This window comes from Microbacterium sp. LWH7-1.2 (assembly GCF_038397755.1).
In the GTDB taxonomy this organism is placed as follows: Bacteria; Actinomycetota; Actinomycetes; order Actinomycetales; family Microbacteriaceae; genus Microbacterium.
On the sequence record NZ_CP151637.1, the window covers coordinates 1217459 to 1234224 of the forward strand.

At 71.0% G+C, this 16766-nt stretch carries 17 protein-coding genes; 6 read left to right on the forward strand and 11 right to left on the reverse strand.

Annotated elements, in window-relative coordinates; translation table 11 throughout:
* Positions 1-41: 41 nt before the first annotated feature.
* Entirely contained in the window at positions 42-341 is a 300-nt protein-coding gene (locus MRBLWH7_RS05850; RefSeq protein WP_342000062.1) for a DUF1905 domain-containing protein, read from the reverse strand.
* A gap of 50 nt (positions 342-391) precedes the next feature.
* Between MRBLWH7_RS05850 and MRBLWH7_RS05855 the strand changes: the two genes are divergently transcribed.
* Positions 392-1192, forward strand: coding sequence for an alpha/beta hydrolase (locus MRBLWH7_RS05855; RefSeq protein WP_342000064.1), 801 nt, complete (start codon positions 392-394; stop codon positions 1190-1192).
* A gap of 38 nt (positions 1193-1230) precedes the next feature.
* Here MRBLWH7_RS05855 and MRBLWH7_RS05860 read toward each other — a convergent pair whose 3' ends face one another.
* On the reverse strand, positions 1231-1659 hold the full coding sequence (locus MRBLWH7_RS05860) for an SRPBCC domain-containing protein (protein ID WP_342000066.1): 429 nt from the start codon (positions 1657-1659) through the stop codon (positions 1231-1233).
* A gap of 41 nt (positions 1660-1700) precedes the next feature.
* Here MRBLWH7_RS05860 and MRBLWH7_RS05865 point away from each other — a divergent pair, with 41 nt between their 5' ends.
* Positions 1701-2132: a DUF1294 domain-containing protein gene (locus MRBLWH7_RS05865; protein WP_342000069.1), complete on the forward strand. Its 432-nt coding sequence runs from the start codon at positions 1701-1703 to the stop codon at positions 2130-2132.
* Positions 2133-2140: 8 nt separating this feature from the next.
* On the opposite strand, the gene MRBLWH7_RS05870 is transcribed toward MRBLWH7_RS05865, so the two are convergent.
* Entirely contained in the window at positions 2141-2938 is a 798-nt protein-coding gene (locus tag MRBLWH7_RS05870) for a glycosyltransferase (protein WP_342000072.1), read from the reverse strand.
* A gap of 50 nt (positions 2939-2988) precedes the next feature.
* Here MRBLWH7_RS05870 and MRBLWH7_RS05875 point away from each other — a divergent pair, with 50 nt between their 5' ends.
* Together MRBLWH7_RS05875 and MRBLWH7_RS05880 are read left to right on the forward strand one after the other, a co-directional pair.
* Positions 2989-3576, forward strand: coding sequence for a GNAT family N-acetyltransferase (locus tag MRBLWH7_RS05875; RefSeq protein WP_342000075.1), 588 nt, complete (start codon positions 2989-2991; stop codon positions 3574-3576).
* Positions 3577-3693: 117 nt separating this feature from the next.
* Positions 3694-5613, forward strand: coding sequence for a glycosyl hydrolase family 28-related protein (locus tag MRBLWH7_RS05880; protein WP_342000077.1), 1920 nt, complete (start codon positions 3694-3696; stop codon positions 5611-5613).
* A gap of 76 nt (positions 5614-5689) precedes the next feature.
* Here MRBLWH7_RS05880 and MRBLWH7_RS05885 read toward each other — a convergent pair whose 3' ends face one another.
* A complete protein-coding gene (locus MRBLWH7_RS05885; protein WP_342000080.1) occupies positions 5690-6697 on the reverse strand; it encodes an aldo/keto reductase in 1008 nt (335 codons plus the stop codon).
* A 137-nt stretch (positions 6698-6834) separates the two neighbouring features.
* Here MRBLWH7_RS05885 and MRBLWH7_RS05890 point away from each other — a divergent pair, with 137 nt between their 5' ends.
* Positions 6835-7923 carry an FUSC family protein gene (locus tag MRBLWH7_RS05890; RefSeq protein WP_342000082.1) on the forward strand — a complete coding sequence of 363 codons (1089 nt, stop codon included), beginning with the start codon at positions 6835-6837 and terminating at the stop codon, positions 7921-7923.
* Between the two features lie 24 nt (positions 7924-7947).
* Here the strand turns inward: MRBLWH7_RS05890 and MRBLWH7_RS05895 are convergent, their stop codons facing one another.
* On the reverse strand, positions 7948-8922 hold the full coding sequence (locus MRBLWH7_RS05895) for a L,D-transpeptidase (RefSeq protein WP_342000084.1): 975 nt from the start codon (positions 8920-8922) through the stop codon (positions 7948-7950).
* Positions 8923-8984: 62 nt separating this feature from the next.
* Between MRBLWH7_RS05895 and MRBLWH7_RS05900 the strand changes: the two genes are divergently transcribed.
* Entirely contained in the window at positions 8985-9704 is a 720-nt protein-coding gene (locus MRBLWH7_RS05900) for an NAD(P)-binding domain-containing protein (protein WP_342000086.1), read from the forward strand.
* 146 nt (positions 9705-9850) lie between these two features.
* Here the strand turns inward: MRBLWH7_RS05900 and MRBLWH7_RS05905 are convergent, their stop codons facing one another.
* From MRBLWH7_RS05905 to MRBLWH7_RS05930, 6 genes are all read right to left on the reverse strand, one after another.
* Entirely contained in the window at positions 9851-10282 is a 432-nt protein-coding gene (locus MRBLWH7_RS05905) for a DUF2809 domain-containing protein (protein ID WP_342000088.1), read from the reverse strand.
* A gap of 45 nt (positions 10283-10327) precedes the next feature.
* Entirely contained in the window at positions 10328-10795 is a 468-nt protein-coding gene (locus tag MRBLWH7_RS05910) for a hypothetical protein (protein WP_342000090.1), read from the reverse strand.
* Between the two features lie 89 nt (positions 10796-10884).
* Positions 10885-11850, reverse strand: a complete 966-nt coding sequence (gene speB, locus MRBLWH7_RS05915; RefSeq protein ID WP_342000092.1) for an agmatinase — start codon at positions 11848-11850, stop codon at positions 10885-10887.
* Positions 11847-13508 carry a thiamine pyrophosphate-dependent enzyme gene (locus MRBLWH7_RS05920; RefSeq protein WP_342000094.1) on the reverse strand — a complete coding sequence of 554 codons (1662 nt, stop codon included), beginning with the start codon at positions 13506-13508 and terminating at the stop codon, positions 11847-11849. The genes speB and MRBLWH7_RS05920 overlap by 4 nt, the downstream gene beginning before the upstream one ends.
* Positions 13505-15196, reverse strand: a complete 1692-nt coding sequence (locus MRBLWH7_RS05925) for an amidohydrolase (RefSeq protein WP_342000095.1) — start codon at positions 15194-15196, stop codon at positions 13505-13507. The genes MRBLWH7_RS05920 and MRBLWH7_RS05925 overlap by 4 nt, the downstream gene beginning before the upstream one ends.
* A gap of 40 nt (positions 15197-15236) precedes the next feature.
* Positions 15237-16559, reverse strand: coding sequence for an MFS transporter (locus MRBLWH7_RS05930; protein WP_342000097.1), 1323 nt, complete (start codon positions 16557-16559; stop codon positions 15237-15239).
* Positions 16560-16766: the final 207 nt, after the last annotated feature.

The following is a 16766-nucleotide window of genomic DNA, read 5'->3' on the forward strand; positions in this document are numbered from 1 at the left end:
GCGCAAACATACCGGAGCCGGGGACCGAGAGCACCACGTGATCAGCCGTCGAGCACCTCGATCCTCACCGTCACGGGGCCACCGTCGACAAGCCCCTCGGCGTCGCGCACCGCCTTCTTCAACGGAAGCACGTACGACCCGGAGTCCGACGACGGGAAGATCGACGTCGTCCACTCGCTGCGGCCGATGTGCGCCCGCACGCGCACCGAGCCGAATCCGCGGTACGGGCGCGGGATCTCACGGATCTCCTCGCTCAGCTCGGACGGCACCGACGTGAAGAACCAGGCCGCATCCTCACGTGCGTCCCACCGGAACACGTCGCCGTCGAACTCGATGATCACGAACACGAGGGTAGCGAGCAGGTCCGACGCGGCGAGCGTATGCTTCGGGCATGGCCGCCATCGTGGCCGATGGAATCCGCATCGCGTACCGACGAGAAGGCCGCGGTGCACCGCTCGTGCTGCTGCACGGAGCCTTCGAGGACTCGAGGGCGTGGAGCGACGAGTTCGACCGCCTCACCGCCTCGGTCGACCTGATCGCGTGGGACGCTCCGGGATGCGGTGGATCTGACGACATTCCGGCCGGATGGACCGACCGCGACTGGGCCGACGCGGCCGCGTCGTTTCTCATCGCACTCGGAGTGACCTCGCCGTGCGTCGCCGGGTTCTCGATGGGATCGGTGGTGGCGCTGCTGCTCGCCCGCGATCACCCCGACGTCGTCGGCAGTCTCGTTCTCGTGGGCGCCTACGCCGGATGGGGTGGCTCACTCGACCCCGAGGCGCTCGCTCAACGAACGGACGCGGCGCGGTTCACCATCGATCATCCCGTCGAGGAGTGGGCCGACGACTTTCTCGATTCGGTCTTCGCGCCGGGCTCCATGCCCCAGCGGCGCGCTCGGGCGCGCGCGCTCCTCGACGACTGGCGCCCGGCGACCACGGCCGCGCTGCTCGAGGTGATGACGCTGGACCTGCGCCCCGCGCTCCCCTCGATCCGCACGCCCACGGTGATCGTGCGCGGGGCGCAAGACGCGCGAAGCCCCCGCGAGGCCGCGCTCGACGTGGTCGCTGCGCTTCCCGACGCGCGCCTCATCGAGATCCCCGACGCCGGCCACGATTGCACCGGTCCTGAGCTCGACGCGGTGCTGATCGCGGCGGCTCGCAGCAGTCACGAGCAGCGCTCGGCCGGCGCCTGACGTCGCCGCCCGATCCGCCGTCCCGTGACCCGGAGCTCTTACAGGTGTTCGCCCGGCGCGCCGCCGTGGCGATCCACCAGGCGCTGCAGACAGCTCGACCAGCCGTCGATGTGGTTGTCGCGCTCCTCCGTGGTGGCGAAGCCGGAGTGCCGCACGATCACCCGGGTCGTGGCATCCGCTGCCGACTGCAGCTCGACCTCGACGTCGGTGGTGTGCTCCTCCCCCGCCCACCGCCACCCGAGCCTCAACGCGTGCGGCGCCTCGAAGGTGAGCACCGTACCCTCGACCGCCATGTCGACGGGCACCGACCGCACCTCCCAGCGACCGAGCTCGCGCAGCTCGACGACCGCGGTCGTCTCGAAGCGCGGCGGCCAGAACCACTCCGACAGACGACCCGCGACGGTGAATTCCCGCCATGCGACATCGACGGATGCTGCGACAAGCGCCTCTTCGGTGAGCTCATGCATGGTGACACCGTACGCCGACCCACACCCATAGGATCGTGCGCATGTCGAACCCGCGCCCTCGCGCTTCCCTCGCCACGTCGGAGCGGCCGGGCCGCGACCTCTCGAAGCCGCTGCCCGCGGCGCTCAGCTGGATCACGCTCGTCGCTTTCGCGGCGACCCTCGCAGGCGCATACGTCGCGCTCGGGCTCGCGTGGTGGGTGCCGGCGCTCTACGTGGCGGCGAGCATCGTCGCGTTCGCCGCCTACGGCATCGACAAGTCGGCCGCGCAGCGCCAGGCGAACCGCATCTCGGAGCAGACGCTGCTGATCCTCGGACTTGTCGGCGGCTGGCCGGGCGCGCTCGTCGCGCAGCAGGTGTTCCGTCACAAGACTCGCAAGCGATCGTTCCGCCGTGCCTTCTGGGGCACCGTCGGGGTGAACATCCTCGCACTGGCGGCGTACGTCTACCTCACTGCCCCCGCGCTCGGCGGCTGAGTCGGGCGTCAGCGGCCGTATTCAGGCGCCCAGTCGTCACCCTCGGGCATCCACTCGCCCGAGGCGGACGCCACTCGGGACGGCTCGGCCCGGCGCCACTTGGCGCCCTCGGGCCAGCTCGCGGCGAACGTCGACGCGACCCGGAACACCCGCCGCGAGAGCCCGGACAGCGTCTGCACCGGGCGTGCCGACACGGGCATGCGCAACTGCGGGTCGTAGCGGACGCCGTCGGACAGGCGGAGCCGGATCGTGAGGTCGAGATCGTCATGGATGCGCGCGTTGCCGCGGTCGACCTGGTCGCGCACGCGCTCCCATACGCGCGTGCGCATGGCGAAGTTCGAGCCGAACACCAGCGGGATGCCGAGCCACTTCTTGATCCAGTAGTGGCCGCCGCCGATGTACCAGCGTTCGCCGAGGTAGTTCTGGACCGCCGTGCCGCCATAGAATTCGGCGCCGCCGGTCAGCACGCCGAGCGTGGGATCCGAGACGAATGCGCGGACGAGTCGTGCGATCCAGTCCGGGTGCGGGCGGGAGTCCGCGTCCAGCCGCGCGATGATGTCGGCGTGCTCGAGCGCCGCGTCGTAGCCGCGGGACGCGGCCGGCCAGATGCCGATGGCGGGCTCATATGCCACGACGGCGTCGTAGGCGTGGGCGACGGCGGCCGAGGCATCCGTGCTGGCGTTGTCGACGACGATCACGATGTCGGGCTGATGCGTCTGCGCGGCGAGTGCGGCCAGGCACGCGTCGAGATAACCCGCGTCATTCCGGCACGGAATGACCACGGCGACGCGAGGGGCGAGGGGCACAAGCCACACCATACTCCCGGCGTGTCGGACGGCCGCGTTACCCTGCCGACATGGACGGACTGCGTTTCGCTCCCGCCAACGAGGCCTCGTGGGACGACCTGCAGGCCGTCCTCACGGGCGCCGCGCGCCGATGCCAGTGCCAGCGGCAGCGCCTCGGCGACCGCGACTGGTGGTACATGCCCGAGGCGGAACGCGCCGCGATCCTCCGCGCCGAGACGCACTGTGACGACCCGCGCGCGACCGAGACGATCGGCATCGTCGCCTACCAGGACGACGAGCCCGTCGCGTGGTGCGCGGTCGACCGGCGAGGGGTGTACGGGCGGGTTCGCGGCTCACCCGTTCCCTGGCAGGGCCGCGACGAAGACCCGGACGACGATTCGGTGTGGGCGATCGCGTGCATGATCGTGCGCAAGGGGCATCGCCGCCTGGGACTCACCTATCCGCTCGTCGCCGCCGCCGTCGAGCACGCCCGCGAGCGCGGAGCCGCGGCGGTGGAGGGGTATCCGATGCTCACGGGCGGAAGCGCGGTGATCTGGGACGAGATGAACGTCGGCCCCGTCGGTCCGTTCCTCGCCGCCGGCTTCCGAGAGGTCACGCATCCGACGAAACGGCGTCTCGTCATGCGCCTCGACTTGTGAAACGAATCAGCAAGCGCTCGCCCGAAACTGGCTCTTGAGACCGCTCCCACGGTTGGTTACAGTCCGGTAAGCAAGCGGCAATCCCCGCCGCCCCCACCTCAACGGAGAGGACTTTCCATGCCCGCCCCCGTTTTCCGTACCCCGTCGCGCGCGCGATCGGGTCGACGTGCCCGCGCCGTGCGCATCGGCAGCGTGGTGACCGGCACCGCGCTGGTCGCGAGCGCCCTGCTGGCCACGCCCGCGGTCGCCGCGCCACCGCGCGCCGTCGACCCTTTCCACCCGGACTTCGGCCCGAACGTCACGATCTACTCCCCCGACGTTCCTGTGGCCCAGATCCAGTCGGATCTCGACGCGCTGCACGCGCAGCAGGTCGACGCTGAGATGAGCACCACGCGCAAGGCCGTCTACTTCCTCCCCGGCCAGTACGGCTCGGCCGCTGATCCGCTGCAGGTCAAGGTCGGCTACTACACCGAGGTCGCGGGCCTCGGCGCGTCGCCCGGGGACGTCACCGTCCACGGCGCCGTTGAGGTCTACAACCGCTGCCTGGCGGACGGCGGCACGGGCAACTGCCTCGCACTCGTGAACTTCTGGCGCACGATCTCGAACCTGTCGATCGACATCGACAAAGCGGGCCAGGACGGCTGCCGCGCCAGCGCCGAGTTCTGGGCCGTGTCGCAGGCGGTGTCGATGCGACGCCTCGACATCTCGGGCGGCAACCTGTCGCTCATGGACTACTGCACCGCCGGCCCGCAGTACGCCAGCGGCGGCTTCATCGCCGACTCGCGCCTGCCGTTCGTGGTGAACGGCTCGCAGCAGCAGTGGCTGATCCGAAACAGCGAGGTCGCCGGCTGGTCGAACGGCGTCTGGAACCAGGTGTTCTCAGGCGTCGTCGGCGCCCCCGACGACGCGGGCTTCCCCGACCCGCCGTACACGACGATCGACGAGACGCCCGTCAGCCGCGAGAAGCCGTACCTGTACGTCGACGACGAGGGCCGCTACAACGTGCGGGTGCCGGCGGCGCAGCGCGACACGAGCGGGATCAGCTGGGCCGCGGGTGAGACGGCGGGACGCAGCATCCCGATCTCCGACTTCTACATCGCGACCCCGTCGGACTCGGTGAAGGACATCAACAACGCGCTCGCGCGCGGCCAGAACCTGATCCTCACGCCCGGCATCTACGACGTCGCCCAGTCGATCGAGGTGAAGCGCGCGAACACCGTCGTGCTCGGCCTCGGGCACGCGACGCTCACGGCGGTGAACGGCGCGGTTCCGCTCGAGGTGAAGGATGCCGACGGCATCGTCGTCGCGGGCGTCACCATCGACGCGGGCGAGACGCTCTCGCCGGTGCTGCTGCGCGTCGGGAACCCCCACGGCGGCAAGAAGCTCGACGCGAGCAACCCGATCACACTCAGCGACGTGTACTTCCGCGTCGGCGGCCCGCACATCGGCAAGACCACGACGGCACTCGAAGTGAACGCCGACGATGTGCTCATCGACCACACCTGGGTGTGGCGTGGCGACCACGGCGTCGAGGGCTTCGACCCGACCGACGGTGTGAACGGCGACAACGAGCGCTGGGCCACCAACACCGGCACCACCGGCGTCATCGTGAACGGTGACGACGTGACCGCGACGGGCTTGTTCGTCGAGCATTTCCAGACGTACAACACCCTGTGGAACGGCGAGAACGGCCGGGTCATCCTGTACCAGAACGAGCTGCCGTACGACCCGCCGACGCAGGCGGACTGGACGCAGCCGAACGGCACGCTCGGCTACCCGGGCTACAAGGTGGCGGACCACGTCGAGAATCACGAGCTCGACGGCGCCGGCGTGTACGTGTTCAACCAGAACAACCCGTCGATCCTCACCGCCAACGGGTTCGAGGTGCCCGAGACCCCGGGCGTCCGCCTGCACCACATCATGACGGTGAACCTGTCCGCCGGCACGGTCCAGCACGTCGTGAACGGTGTCGGCGGCCAGGCCGACAGCACCAACACGGGAACCCCGCAGTTCGTGGTGGATTACCCGGCCCCGTGAAGACCCCCCGGAAACCGGATGCCTCGGCCCTGAGCGCTGCGCGGGGTCGGGGCATCCGGGCTTCAGGGCCGCCAGGTCACCAGAGCGGGTGGATCGCCGCGCGAAGGTCGCGGTCGTAGACGTCGTGCACCACGCGGTCGAACGCCGCGAGGTCGAAGCCGGGATCTTCGAGAGCGCTGTCGAGCAGAGCGGCCGCAGCGGCGTTGGCCTCGGCCTGCCGCACGTTGCGCGCGCCGGGGATGACACTCGTGACGCCGGGGCGCGAGGCGATCCAGGCGAGCGTGGCGGCGGGGAGCGACACGCCGGCGGGGAGGGTTCCGGCGAGCTCGCCCGCCGCCCGGACGCCGGTCTCGAAGTCGACGCCCGAGAACGTCTCGCCGCGGTCGAACGCCTCGCCGTGGCGGTTGTAGGTGCGGTGGTCGTCCGCGGCGAACGTCGTGGTCGCTGTGTACTTGCCCGACAGCAGGCCCGACGCCAGGGGCACACGCGCGAAGATCGCGACACCGGACGCCTCGGCGGCGGGCAGCACCTCATCGAGAGGCTTGAGGCGGAACGGATTGAAGATGATCTGCACGTTCGTCACGTTCGGGCGGGCGATCGCCGCGAGGGCCTGTGCGGTCGTCTCGACCGAGACGCCGTACGCCGCGATCGCGCCGTCGGCGACGAGCTCGTCGAGCGCGTCGTACGTGGCACCGTCGTCGATGACCGCGGTCGGCGGGCAGTGCAGCTGCACCAGGTCGAGCGTGTCGACTCCGAGGTTGGCGCGGGAGCGGTCGGTCCACGCGCGGAAGTTCTCAGGCGTGTAGTTCTCGGGCTCCTGCGCGAGGCGCCGCCCCATCTTCGTCGCGACCGTGATGCCGTGGCCGGGCCGGGCGGTGAGGAACCGGCCGATGAGCGACTCGCTGCGCCCGTCACCGTAGACGTCGGCGGTGTCGAAGAGGGTGACGCCTTCGTCGACGGATGCTGCGAGCACCGCGGTCGCGTCCTCCTCCGTGACCGCGCCCCAGTCGGCGCCGAGCTGCCAGGTTCCGAGGCCGATGGCCGAGACCGAGCGTCCGGTGCGGCCGAGTGCGCGCTGCTGCATGAGGATCCTCCGGGGTCGAGGGGTGGGGGTCGTGTTCCAGCATCCCACGAGGTCTAGTGCGCGAGGCTGCGGGATGCAATCCCCGGGCGGGGAGCGCCGACGCGGACTAGCGTGGCCGGGATCGAAGGAGCAGAGCCTTGACCGCCGAGCGCACCCCGACCCTGCGCCGCGCCGCCTCGTACACGGCGCGCCTCGCCCAGCAGCCGAGACTGCTGCTGGCCATCAAGACGTCGCTCGCGGCCGTGCTGGCGTGGTACCTGGCGCCGCTCATTCCCTTCCTCGACGACCAGTACTCCTACTACGCGCCGCTCGGCGCCCTCGTCACGATGTACCCGACGGTGGCCCGCTCCGCCCGGGTGGGCTTTCAGGTGCTGGTCGGCCTCGCGGTGGGCATCGGGCTCGGGCTCTCGGGCGTCGCTGCGCTGCGTCTCGGTGTGCCGGGCGGCGTGGTGCTGGGCACGGTGATCGGCGTCGGCGTGCTGCTGGGCGGAGTGCGACTGCTCGGGGACGGCGGGGATTGGGCGCCACTGGCCGCGCTGTTCGTGCTCCTCATCGGGGGCGCCACCGACCCCGAGGAGTTCTCGGTCTCGTACCTCGGCACGACCGCATTCGGAGTGATCGTCGGGATCGTCGTCAACCTCCTCGTCGTGCCGCCGCTGTACCTGCGCAGGGCGAGCGAACGACTCTCGGCGCTGCGCGACACCGTGACCCGGGTGCTGGACGACGCGGCGGACGCCGTGACCGAAGAGCGCATCGGCGCCGACCGGTTCGAGTCGGCGATGCGCACCCTCGCCGAGACACGCGAGACCGTCACCGCGGAGGTCGACGAGGCGGAGGAGAGCGCTCGAGCGAATCCCCGTCGCCGCCGCCACCGCGGCGAGCGCGAGGAGAACTCACGCCGCATGGCGGCGCTCGACCGCACGGCCTTCCTCACCCAGGAGCTCATCGACCTCCTGCTCGAGTTGCAAGCGGCCGACGACGCGTCGCTCGCGGAGGAGGTCCGCGACGAGCTGGCCGGCGCGATCAGGAGCACCGCCGACCTCGTCGCGACCCCGCTCGGCGACCCGGACGCTCCGCAACGGCTCCGTGAAGCGGGCGATGCCCTGGCGGACTACCAGCGGGCGCTCGGCATGCCCCGGCCCGGGACACGCGCGGAGATCGCGACGGGCGCGGCGATGGAGCTGTGCCTGCGGCGCATCATCGACGTGTCCCGGCCCTTCGTGTGAGGCGCGGGCGCCTCGCGACGTCCGTCACGGGTTGACGATGACCGGGGTTCCCAGCGGGAGCTCGGAGAGCTTCGTGATCGCGGAAGGGTCGACGCGGAGGCATCCGTTCGAGATCGCGCCCGAGCGATCGTCGTGGTAGTGGAACGCTGTGACCGCGACATCCGCTCCCCCGAAGCCGTCGAGGACCGGCGACTGCACCGACAGGTACACGATGGGATGGCCGCGCGTGTAGGAGTACTCCGGCACGACGCGGGTGGTCATGATGAACGCGCGACCGAGCGGCGTGGGTGTGCGGTCGGTGCCCCACGCGAAGTCCGAGGCGATGCGCTCGGGCACGCCGGCGCGGACGATGTCGATCGTGCGGCCCGAGATGCTCACGACGACGCTGGTGTCGGTGGGCGCGAGGTCGACGTCGCTCTTGCGCATCCAGCCGGTCGTCTGCGCCGGGTTGCCCTGCGACGGCACAGCCTGGCGCCCGGTGAGGAGCACCTTGACCCAGTTCTCCTGCTCCTCGACCACGGGGACCGTGGTGCCGTCGTACGAGTACTCGTGCGGCAGGTACGCGACCGGCTGTGCCGTGGGGTCTGCCCAGACGGGGGCACCGATCCCCTTCGCGGCCGCCCGCACGGGAAGCGGGGTCGCGTACGCCGCATCGTCTACGGGAAGCGCGGGGATGACCGCGAAGACGTTGACCTGCGGGAGGGTCGAGACGTCGTAGGAGGCGGTGTTCGCGGCGAAGCCGGTGGGCGTGGGCGTCGGGGTCGGCTCGGCGCTCGGCGTGGCTGCGGCAGATGCGGCCGCGGTGGGGGTCGGGGCGGGGGCGGGGCCGTTGGGCGGCGGCCGCAGCAGCAGGGCGGCGGCGAACCCGGCCGCGAGCATGATCGCGGCGAGGGCGATGAGGGCCCAGACCCACAGTCGTCGCCTCGACGGCACGCGCTCGTCACCCTGCGGCACGGCAGACTCGTCCGCCCCCGGGCCGTCGGTCTCGGCATCCCCCATTCCCCCATCGTCGGTGGCGATGACGGATGCTGCAACCCGCTGCCGCTCGTTAGCCTGGGCCGGTGAGCAGTCAGGGTGATCAGGAGCGGCCGATCCGGGTTCTCGGGATCATCGGGGCCGGGCGTGTGGGCCAGGTGCTCGCACGGCTGGCACGCGCCGCGGGGTACCGGGTGCTCATCGCCGGGTCGGGCGACCCGGCGCGGATCGCCGGGACGATCGAGGCGGTGGCTCCGGGCGCGGTTGCGGCCGAGGCATCCGTCGTCGCACACGACGCCGATGCGGTCGTGCTCGCGCTGCCGCTCCCCCAGCACCACACGCTGCCCTCCGAGGGGCTGCGGGGAAAGCTCGTGATCGACGCCATGAACTACTGGTGGGAGGTGGACGGCTTGCGGGCCGACTTCGGCGACCTGCGCACGACGACGAGCGAGACGGTGCAGCGGTTCCTGCCCGCGTCGCGGGTGGTGAAAGCCTTCAACCACATGGGCTACCGAGACCTGGACGAGGAGGCGCGGCCCGCCGGCGCCGCCGGGCGGAAGGCGATCGCGGTCGCCGGCGACTCGGCGGCCGACGTCGACGTCGTGATGCGACTCGTCGACGATCTCGGGTTCGACCCGGTGCTGGCGGGGCCTCTCGCCGCGGGGATCATGCTCGAGCCCGGCGCAGAGGCCTTCGGCGCCGACGTCGATGCGGACCAGCTGCGGGCGATGCTCGCGCGGTTCCCGACCTCGCAGCGCGGGATCATGGTCGCGCGTGCGCGCGCCGCGGAGCCAGAGCGGTCGTGACCGTGCGCCGCGCTCACGCGTTTCGACTGCGGGCGCCAGAGCGCCCTCCGCTCAACGAGCGGGTGTGTCCAGGTACCGCTCGTTGAGCGAGCGAGGGACGCGGTCGTTGAGCGAGCCTGCGAGTCGAAACGCAGAGTCGAAACGCCTCAGCGCGGTCGCGACGCTGTGTGGAGCAAGGCATCGACCGCGGTCGCGAGCATGATCGTCGCCACGTAGACCAGCAGGTCGCGGGCGTCGAAGACCGTGCCGAGCACCAGCATCACCGGCGGAAACCTCGTTCCCCACGCGAGCGGGAGTCCCGTCAGCTGGAACAGCTCGACCGCGACGCACCAGGCGGTGGCGATCGCGCCCGCGCCGAGCGCGGGCAGACGCGGGGCGAGCAGGACCACCGCCAGGTACGCCGCCACGGCGTAGAGCGCGTCGCCGGCGATGTCGGTCACCGCCGTATCCGGGAGCAGCGCGTGCACCAGAAGCCCGGCGGCGACGGCGGCGACGAGCAGCAGCGCCGCGACGATACGGCGCGTGTCCGGGCTGCCGCCCCCGCGGGACGACTCCAGCTCGGCGCGCGTGAAACCCATGCGTTCAGTCTCACGCACCCGCGGTCGCAGCCCGGTGATCGAGCGTCAGGTGCGCGTGTGACCCGCCGGCTCGAGGTGGAAGTCGTTCGACGGCGATCCGTCGGGCCGAGTGGTCTCCTGGAAGACGAACTCCAGTCCGCGCTCGTCGAACGCGCGGAACCACTCGTCCCAGCTGACCTGTCGCAGGTCTTCGAGGTCGTTGCCGAAATCGAAGTCGAGCCGGAGCTCGCCGACGTTCCCGTCGTGCTCGGTGCCTTCGACGGTCGCCGGCATCGCGTGCCGGTCCTGCGCCCAGCGCCGGATCACGTCGTGGTCCGTCGTCGCGCTGTGCTCGACGGCCTCATGCTCCATCTCGCCGTGCGAGACGGCGTCGCCTCGCATGGCGTCCTGGCGGGCGGCTGCCTCGCGCTCGGCGTTCTGCTGCGAGGTGTCGCTCTGCGGGACGTTCTGACGGGCGTCGGCCGGGGTGCCGGCGCCGGGGTTCTGCTCGGGGGTGTCCATGTGGTCGCTCATGGCGGTCCTCCTTCTGGGGTCCTTCCAGCCTGCGACGGGCGGAACGCTCCGTGGAGGGGCTTGTCACCCGGCAAGGTGCGCGCTAGGACTCACCTCCGGGCGGCCTCGATCTGCGCGGCGATCACCGTGACGAGCTCGTACACGACGTGACTCGCCGCGATGCCGGTGAGCTGCGCGTGGTCGTACGCGGGCGACACCTCGACCACGTCCGCGCCCACGACGTTGAGATCGCTCAGGGCACGCAGCATCCGGAGCAGTTCCCGGCTCGTCATGCCGCCGGCCTCGGGGGTTCCGGTGCCCGGGGCGTGGGCGGGGTCGAGCACGTCGATATCGATCGAGATGTAGAGCGGCCTGTCGCCGACCCGTCGGCGCACACGCTCGATCGCGGCCTCGATGCCGCGCTCCTCGATGTCGACGCTCGACACGATCGAGAACCCGAGGCGCTCGTCGTCGTCGAGGTCCTGCTTCGAGTACAGCGGGCCCCGCGTTCCGACGTGGCAGCTCGCGGTGAGGTCGATGAGCCCCTCCTCGCTCGCGCGTCGGAAGGGCGTGCCGTGGGTGATCGGGGCGCCGAAGTAGGTGTCCCACGTGTCGAGGTGCGCGTCGAAGTGCAGCACCGCGACGGGTCCGTGCTTCTTGTTCACCGCCCGCAGCAGCGGCAGCGCGATCGTGTGGTCGCCGCCCACGGTGACGATCCGGTCGACGCGCTCGCCGAGGGCCGTGGCCGCGGTCTCGATGTCGGCGACCGCCTCGCCGATGTCGAACGGGTTCGCCGGGATGTCGCCGGCGTCGACGACCTGCGCCGCCGCGAACGGCGACACGTCCTGCGCGGGGTTGTACGGACGCAGCAGGCGCGACGACTCGCGCACGTGCGAGGGGCCGAACCGGGCGCCCGGGCGGTAGCTGACGCCGGTGTCGAACGGGATGCCGACGATCGCGATGTCCGCGCGCGGCACCTCTTCGATGCGCGGCAGTCGCGCGAACGTGGCGATGCCGGCGTAGCGCGGGTAGACGGACGCGTCGACCGGGCCGACGGGCTCGTGGTTGTCGGTCATGAGTTCCCTCTCGGGGTGGAGGATTCGGTGGACGGATGCTGCGGCCGTGCGCCCTGCGGGATGTGGACGAGCTGCACGCCCCCGGCGGTGATGGCGTCGGCGAGCGCGGACCCGATCTCGTCCGCGGTCTCGGCGCGGCGGCCGGTCGCGCCGAACGCGTTCGCGAGTGCGACCCAGTCGGGCTGCACGAGGTCGACTCCGACGGGACGGATGCCGCGGTCCACCTCGTTCTGCTTGATCTCGGCGTAGCCGCCGTTGTCGACGCACACCACGGTGAGGTCGAGTCGCTGCTCCACCGCGGTCGCGAGCTCGTTGACGCAGAACATCAGCGCGCCGTCACCGACGACGGCGACGACGGGGCGGCCGCCCTCGGCGGGCTGGGCGACGCGTGCGCCGATCGCGGCGGGGAGGCCGTACCCGAGGGTGGCGTAGGTCGGCGTGTACAGCAGCGAGTGCGGGCAGGACTGGCGCAGCACGTTCGCCAGCGCCAGGTAGACGATCTGCGACGAGTCGCCCGCGACGATCGCATCGTGCGGAAGGGCGGCGGCGATGGTCTCGGCGAGCGCGACGGTCTCGGGAAGGATGGACGCCGTCTCGGCGGCGATCGCGGCGCGCTCGGCCGCGAGGTCGCGGGGCCTCTCCGCAGCGTCGGGGAGCGCGGCGAGGAGGTCTTCGGCGACCGCTCTACAGTCCCCCACGATGCCGACCGCGGCGTCGAGATTCTTGTGCACCTGCGCGGCCGAGATGTCGACGCGAATCACGGCGCCGCGTGCGTCGAGCCGGGGCGTCCACAGCTCGGCCTCGCCGAGCTTCGAGCCGAGCACGAGCAGCACGTCGGCGTCCTCGGCGACGCGGCGCGCCGCCTCGAGGCGCAGGTTCGAGCCCAGCGACAGCGGGTGATGCTCGTCGACGGTCGCCTTGCCGTTCAGGGTCGTGACGACCGGCGCACCGAGGCGCTCGGCGAGCGCCGTGACGGCGCGGCCGGCGCGCGTGGCGCCGCCCCCGGCGACGATCACCGGGCGCGCAGCATCCGTCAGCAGCGCAGCGGCTTCGCGCATGGCCCTCGCGTCACCGCGAACCGGCGCGGGAGACGGACGAGCGTCGCGAGCCGCTGTCGGCACGTCGGCCGGCGCCTCGAGCACGTCGAGCGGGATCTCGATGTGCACCGGCCGCGGACGCCCGGTGCGGAACAGCGCGAATGCGTCGTGCACGGCGTCGACCGCTTCGGTCGCGCTCGTGACGCGGCGCGACCACTCGGCGATCGCGCCGACCATCGCCGTGGCGTCCTTCGTCTCGTGGAGCGTGCCGACGACGCGGAACTCGGCGCCGAGCGCGACACCGGGCGAGATCACGAGCAGCGGCCGCGACTCGCAGAACGCCGTGCCGATGGCGCTCATCGCGTTCTGCAGGCCGGGACCCGATGTGGTGATGACGACGCCGGGGAGCCCCGTCTGCTGCGCCCAGCCGTCGGCGCCGTACCCCGAGCCCTGCTCGTGACGGTTCGTCACCGCGCGCATGCCGAGATCGGCCAGCGGACGGTACAGCTCGAGGTTGTGCGTGCCCGGGATGCCGAAGACGGCGCTCACCCCGTAGCTCCGCACCGTTTCGAGCACGGCGCGGCCGGTCGTGTCGGCGTACTGGTCGGCGATAGCGCTCATGTCGCCAGTGCCTCCACCCGCACCGACGCGTACCGGCGCTCGCCGCCCACCCACGTCTCGAGCACCGGGATCTGCGAGATCTCACTCGCCTCTACGGCCAGGGGGTCGGCGCCGAGCACCACGAAGTCGGCGTACTTGCCGGCCTCGAGCGAGCCGAGGTCGTCCTCGCGACCGAGAGACACGGCGCCCTCGTAGGTGTGCGCGCGGAGGGCGGCGTCCGCCGACACCCGGAGGCTGTCGGGACCGAGCTTGTGCCCGCGCCGTGTCACACGTGTGACGGCGGTCTGGATCGCCTCGAGCGGGATCGGCTCGGCCACCGGCGCATCGGACGAGATCGTGAACGGCACCCCCGCCGCCTCGAACTCGCCCAGCGGGTTGAACCGCTCCCCCGGCGTGCCGATCGCCTGCTCGACGCCCTCGCCCCAGTTGAAGTAGTGCTGGGTCTGATTGACGGGACGGATGCCCGCTGCCGCCATCCGCCGGATGTGCTCGGGTGTCGGCAGCCCGCAGTGCTCGATGCGGTGGCGGGCGTCGTCGTCGGGGTTCTCGGCGAGCGCCGCCTCGATCGCCGATACCACCATCTCGATCGCCGTCGGCGACTGGGCGTGCGTCGCGGTCTGGAGTCCCGCCCCGTGCGCCTTGCGGATCAGCTCGGTGTACTCGGCGGGCTCGTGGTACAGCTGGCCGGTGCGGCACGGATCGCCGACGTAGCCGTCGGGGAAGTACGCCGTCCAGCCGCCCAGCGTGCCGTCGGCGTAGAGCTTGATGCCGGCGAAGCTCAGGTGCGCGTTGCCGAACTGACCGACGAGCCCCATCTCGAGCGCCTCGTCGAGCAGGTGCGACAGCAGGTACATCGACACGCGCAGCTGGAGGCGCCCGGCCTCGGCGAGCCGCAGGTACATGTCGAACTCGCGGCGGGACACCTGCGCGTCGCCGATCGTGGTCACTCCCCCGGCGAGAAAGCGCTGCGTCGCGACATCCAGTTGCCGCAGGTGCTCGTCCGGCTCGTCGGCGAGGTGGAAATTCGGTCCGTGGTGGCCGATCTTCACACCGTGCACGCCGGTGAGCATGTTGCACGCGGCATCCGAGATCTCGCCCGTCGGCTCGCCGTCGGCATCGCGGAAGATCTCGCCGCCCTCGGGGTTCGGGGTGTCCCTGTCGACGCCGTTGATCTCGAACGTGTACGAGTTGACGACCCCGCCGTGCCCCGACGCGTTCATCAGGTACACCTCGCGGTCGTTCGCCACCTCGTCGAGCTCGAATCGGGACGGATGCCGCTGCTCGGCGAGATTGCGGTGCTCGTAGCCGTACCCCCGCACCGGGCGCCCTGGCGGGAGATCCGCGGCCGCCGCCTGCAGGAGCGCCACGATCTCGGGAATGCTGCCGGCCTTCTCGGGACCACAGTCCACCCAGGTCATGAGCTGCCCGTACATGAGCGGGTGGGCGTGCGCGTCGACGAAGCCGGGGACGATCACCGCGTCACCGAGGTCGACGACGTCGGGGTCGAGGCGGAGGGCAGCGGCGGCATTCCGGCATTCCTCCGCCGTGCCGATCGCGACGATCCTGCCACGGTCCGTCAGCATCGCGGAGGCGGTGCTGGCCTGCGCGTCGACGGTGTGGATCGCGGCCGCGATCACCAGCCGTGGCGTCTGCTGCGCGGGACGGTCGAAGGGGGCGAGCTTTCTCATGCTGTCCTCGGGTTCGATTCGAGAGCGGGCGGTTCCGGGCTCAGAGCGTGCGTGCCGCGGTGGTGTCGGTGCGCGGCGTGAACGAGTCCGTCACGGGCGCCTCGTCGGAGTGCTGCGGCGCGAGCCAGGTGCAGAGACCGGCGAGGAGGGCCATTCCGATGAACATGAAGATGACCGACCAGACGCTGCCCGTCCAGGCGATGAGCATCGTCGCGAACCAGGGCGAGAACCCGGCCCAGATCGCAGCTCCCACGCCGTACGACAGGGCGATCGACGTGTAGCGCGCCTGCGGGCGGAACATCTGCGCGAGGATCGCGGCGATGGGCGCGTACGTGGCGCTCATCGCGATGCGCACGAGCGACGCCATCAGGAAGATGACGGGCTCGATCTTGCCGGGCAGCACCAGCATGAACGGCACGAACGTGAGCACCGAGGTCACGAGTCCGATGTACATGATGTTCTTGCGGCCCCACTTGTCGCCGAGCCAGGCCACCGGCAGCGTGACGACGAACTCGATGAACGAGGCGATCGTCATGGCGTCGAGGATGAGCTGCGGGCTCATGCTGATCGGCTCGCCCGTGGCGTACGCGGTCGCGAACGTCGTCGCGAGGTAGTAGCCGCCGGTCGAGATGGGCAGCAGCCCGATGCCCAGGAGTATCGGCTTCCAGTTGACTCGCAGCGCGAAGGCGAGCGGCATGCTCTGCTTGCGGCCCTCGACCTTCTGCTCGAAGACCGGCGACTCCTCGACGCGGTACCGCACCCAGAAGCCGACCCCCACGAGCACGATCGACAGCAGGAACGGGATGCGCCATCCCCCGTCCATGATGAAGTCCTCGCCGAAGCGGGACATGATCGCGAAGATGCCCGAGGCCAGCAGCGCGCCGGCCGGATTGCCGAGCTGCGTGAAGCCGCCGTAGAACGTCTTCTTGCCGGCCGGTGCGTGCTCGACGCTCATCAGCACCGCACCGCCCCACTCGCCGCCGACCGCGAGGCCCTGCAGCGCGCGCAGCAGGATCAGCAGGATCGGCGCGACGATGCCGATGGTCTCGTAGGTGGGAAGGCACCCGACGAGCACGGTCGCGACGCCCATGAGCAGGAGCGTGATGACGAGCGACACCCGGCGGCCGAGCTTGTCGCCGATGTGGCCGAAGATGATGCCGCCGAGCGGGCGCACGAGGAAGGCGACGGCGAATGTCGCGAACGCTGCGGCGGTCTGCGCGAGCGGGTCACCGCTCGGGAAGAAGAGCGGTCCGAACACGAGCGCGGCGGCGGTCGCGTAGACGTAGAAGTCGTACCACTCGATGGTGGTTCCCACGAACGCGGCGATGCCTGCGCGCCGCGCCCTGCTGGTGGTGGAAGTCATGACCGCTCCTTTGCGGATGTATCGGGGATGCGATGAAGGCTAAGGACGAACGGATGCTGCTGGCAAGGGCAGAACTCCAGCGCGCGCCTTCATCCACTGGGGTTCTGTCATGCATGTCGCGCAGAATCACGCGATGCGTCCTGTCCGAGTCGTTCTAGACTCGGATTCTGCGCACCACGCCGTGCGTTCCCCGGGAAATCGACGAAT

Coding starts and splice junctions, on each gene's coding strand:
- MRBLWH7_RS05895 (WP_342000084.1), bottom strand. CDS start 8,922: ATGGGGGATGCCGAGACCGACGGCCCGGGGGCGGACGAGTCTGCCGTG.
- MRBLWH7_RS05930 (WP_342000097.1), bottom strand. CDS start 16,559: ATGACTTCCACCACCAGCAGGGCGCGGCGCGCAGGCATCGCCGCGTTC.
- MRBLWH7_RS05865 (WP_342000069.1), top strand. CDS start 1,701: ATGTCGAACCCGCGCCCTCGCGCTTCCCTCGCCACGTCGGAGCGGCCG.
- MRBLWH7_RS05920 (WP_342000094.1), bottom strand. CDS start 13,508: ATGAGCGCTATCGCCGACCAGTACGCCGACACGACCGGCCGCGCCGTG.
- MRBLWH7_RS05905 (WP_342000088.1), bottom strand. CDS start 10,282: ATGGGTTTCACGCGCGCCGAGCTGGAGTCGTCCCGCGGGGGCGGCAGC.
- MRBLWH7_RS05925 (WP_342000095.1), bottom strand. CDS start 15,196: ATGAGAAAGCTCGCCCCCTTCGACCGTCCCGCGCAGCAGACGCCACGG.
- MRBLWH7_RS05860 (WP_342000066.1), bottom strand. CDS start 1,659: ATGCATGAGCTCACCGAAGAGGCGCTTGTCGCAGCATCCGTCGATGTC.
- MRBLWH7_RS05875 (WP_342000075.1), top strand. CDS start 2,989: ATGGACGGACTGCGTTTCGCTCCCGCCAACGAGGCCTCGTGGGACGAC.
- MRBLWH7_RS05855 (WP_342000064.1), top strand. CDS start 392: ATGGCCGCCATCGTGGCCGATGGAATCCGCATCGCGTACCGACGAGAA.
- MRBLWH7_RS05880 (WP_342000077.1), top strand. CDS start 3,694: ATGCCCGCCCCCGTTTTCCGTACCCCGTCGCGCGCGCGATCGGGTCGA.
- speB (WP_342000092.1), bottom strand. CDS start 11,850: ATGACCGACAACCACGAGCCCGTCGGCCCGGTCGACGCGTCCGTCTAC.
- MRBLWH7_RS05885 (WP_342000080.1), bottom strand. CDS start 6,697: ATGCAGCAGCGCGCACTCGGCCGCACCGGACGCTCGGTCTCGGCCATC.
- MRBLWH7_RS05910 (WP_342000090.1), bottom strand. CDS start 10,795: ATGAGCGACCACATGGACACCCCCGAGCAGAACCCCGGCGCCGGCACC.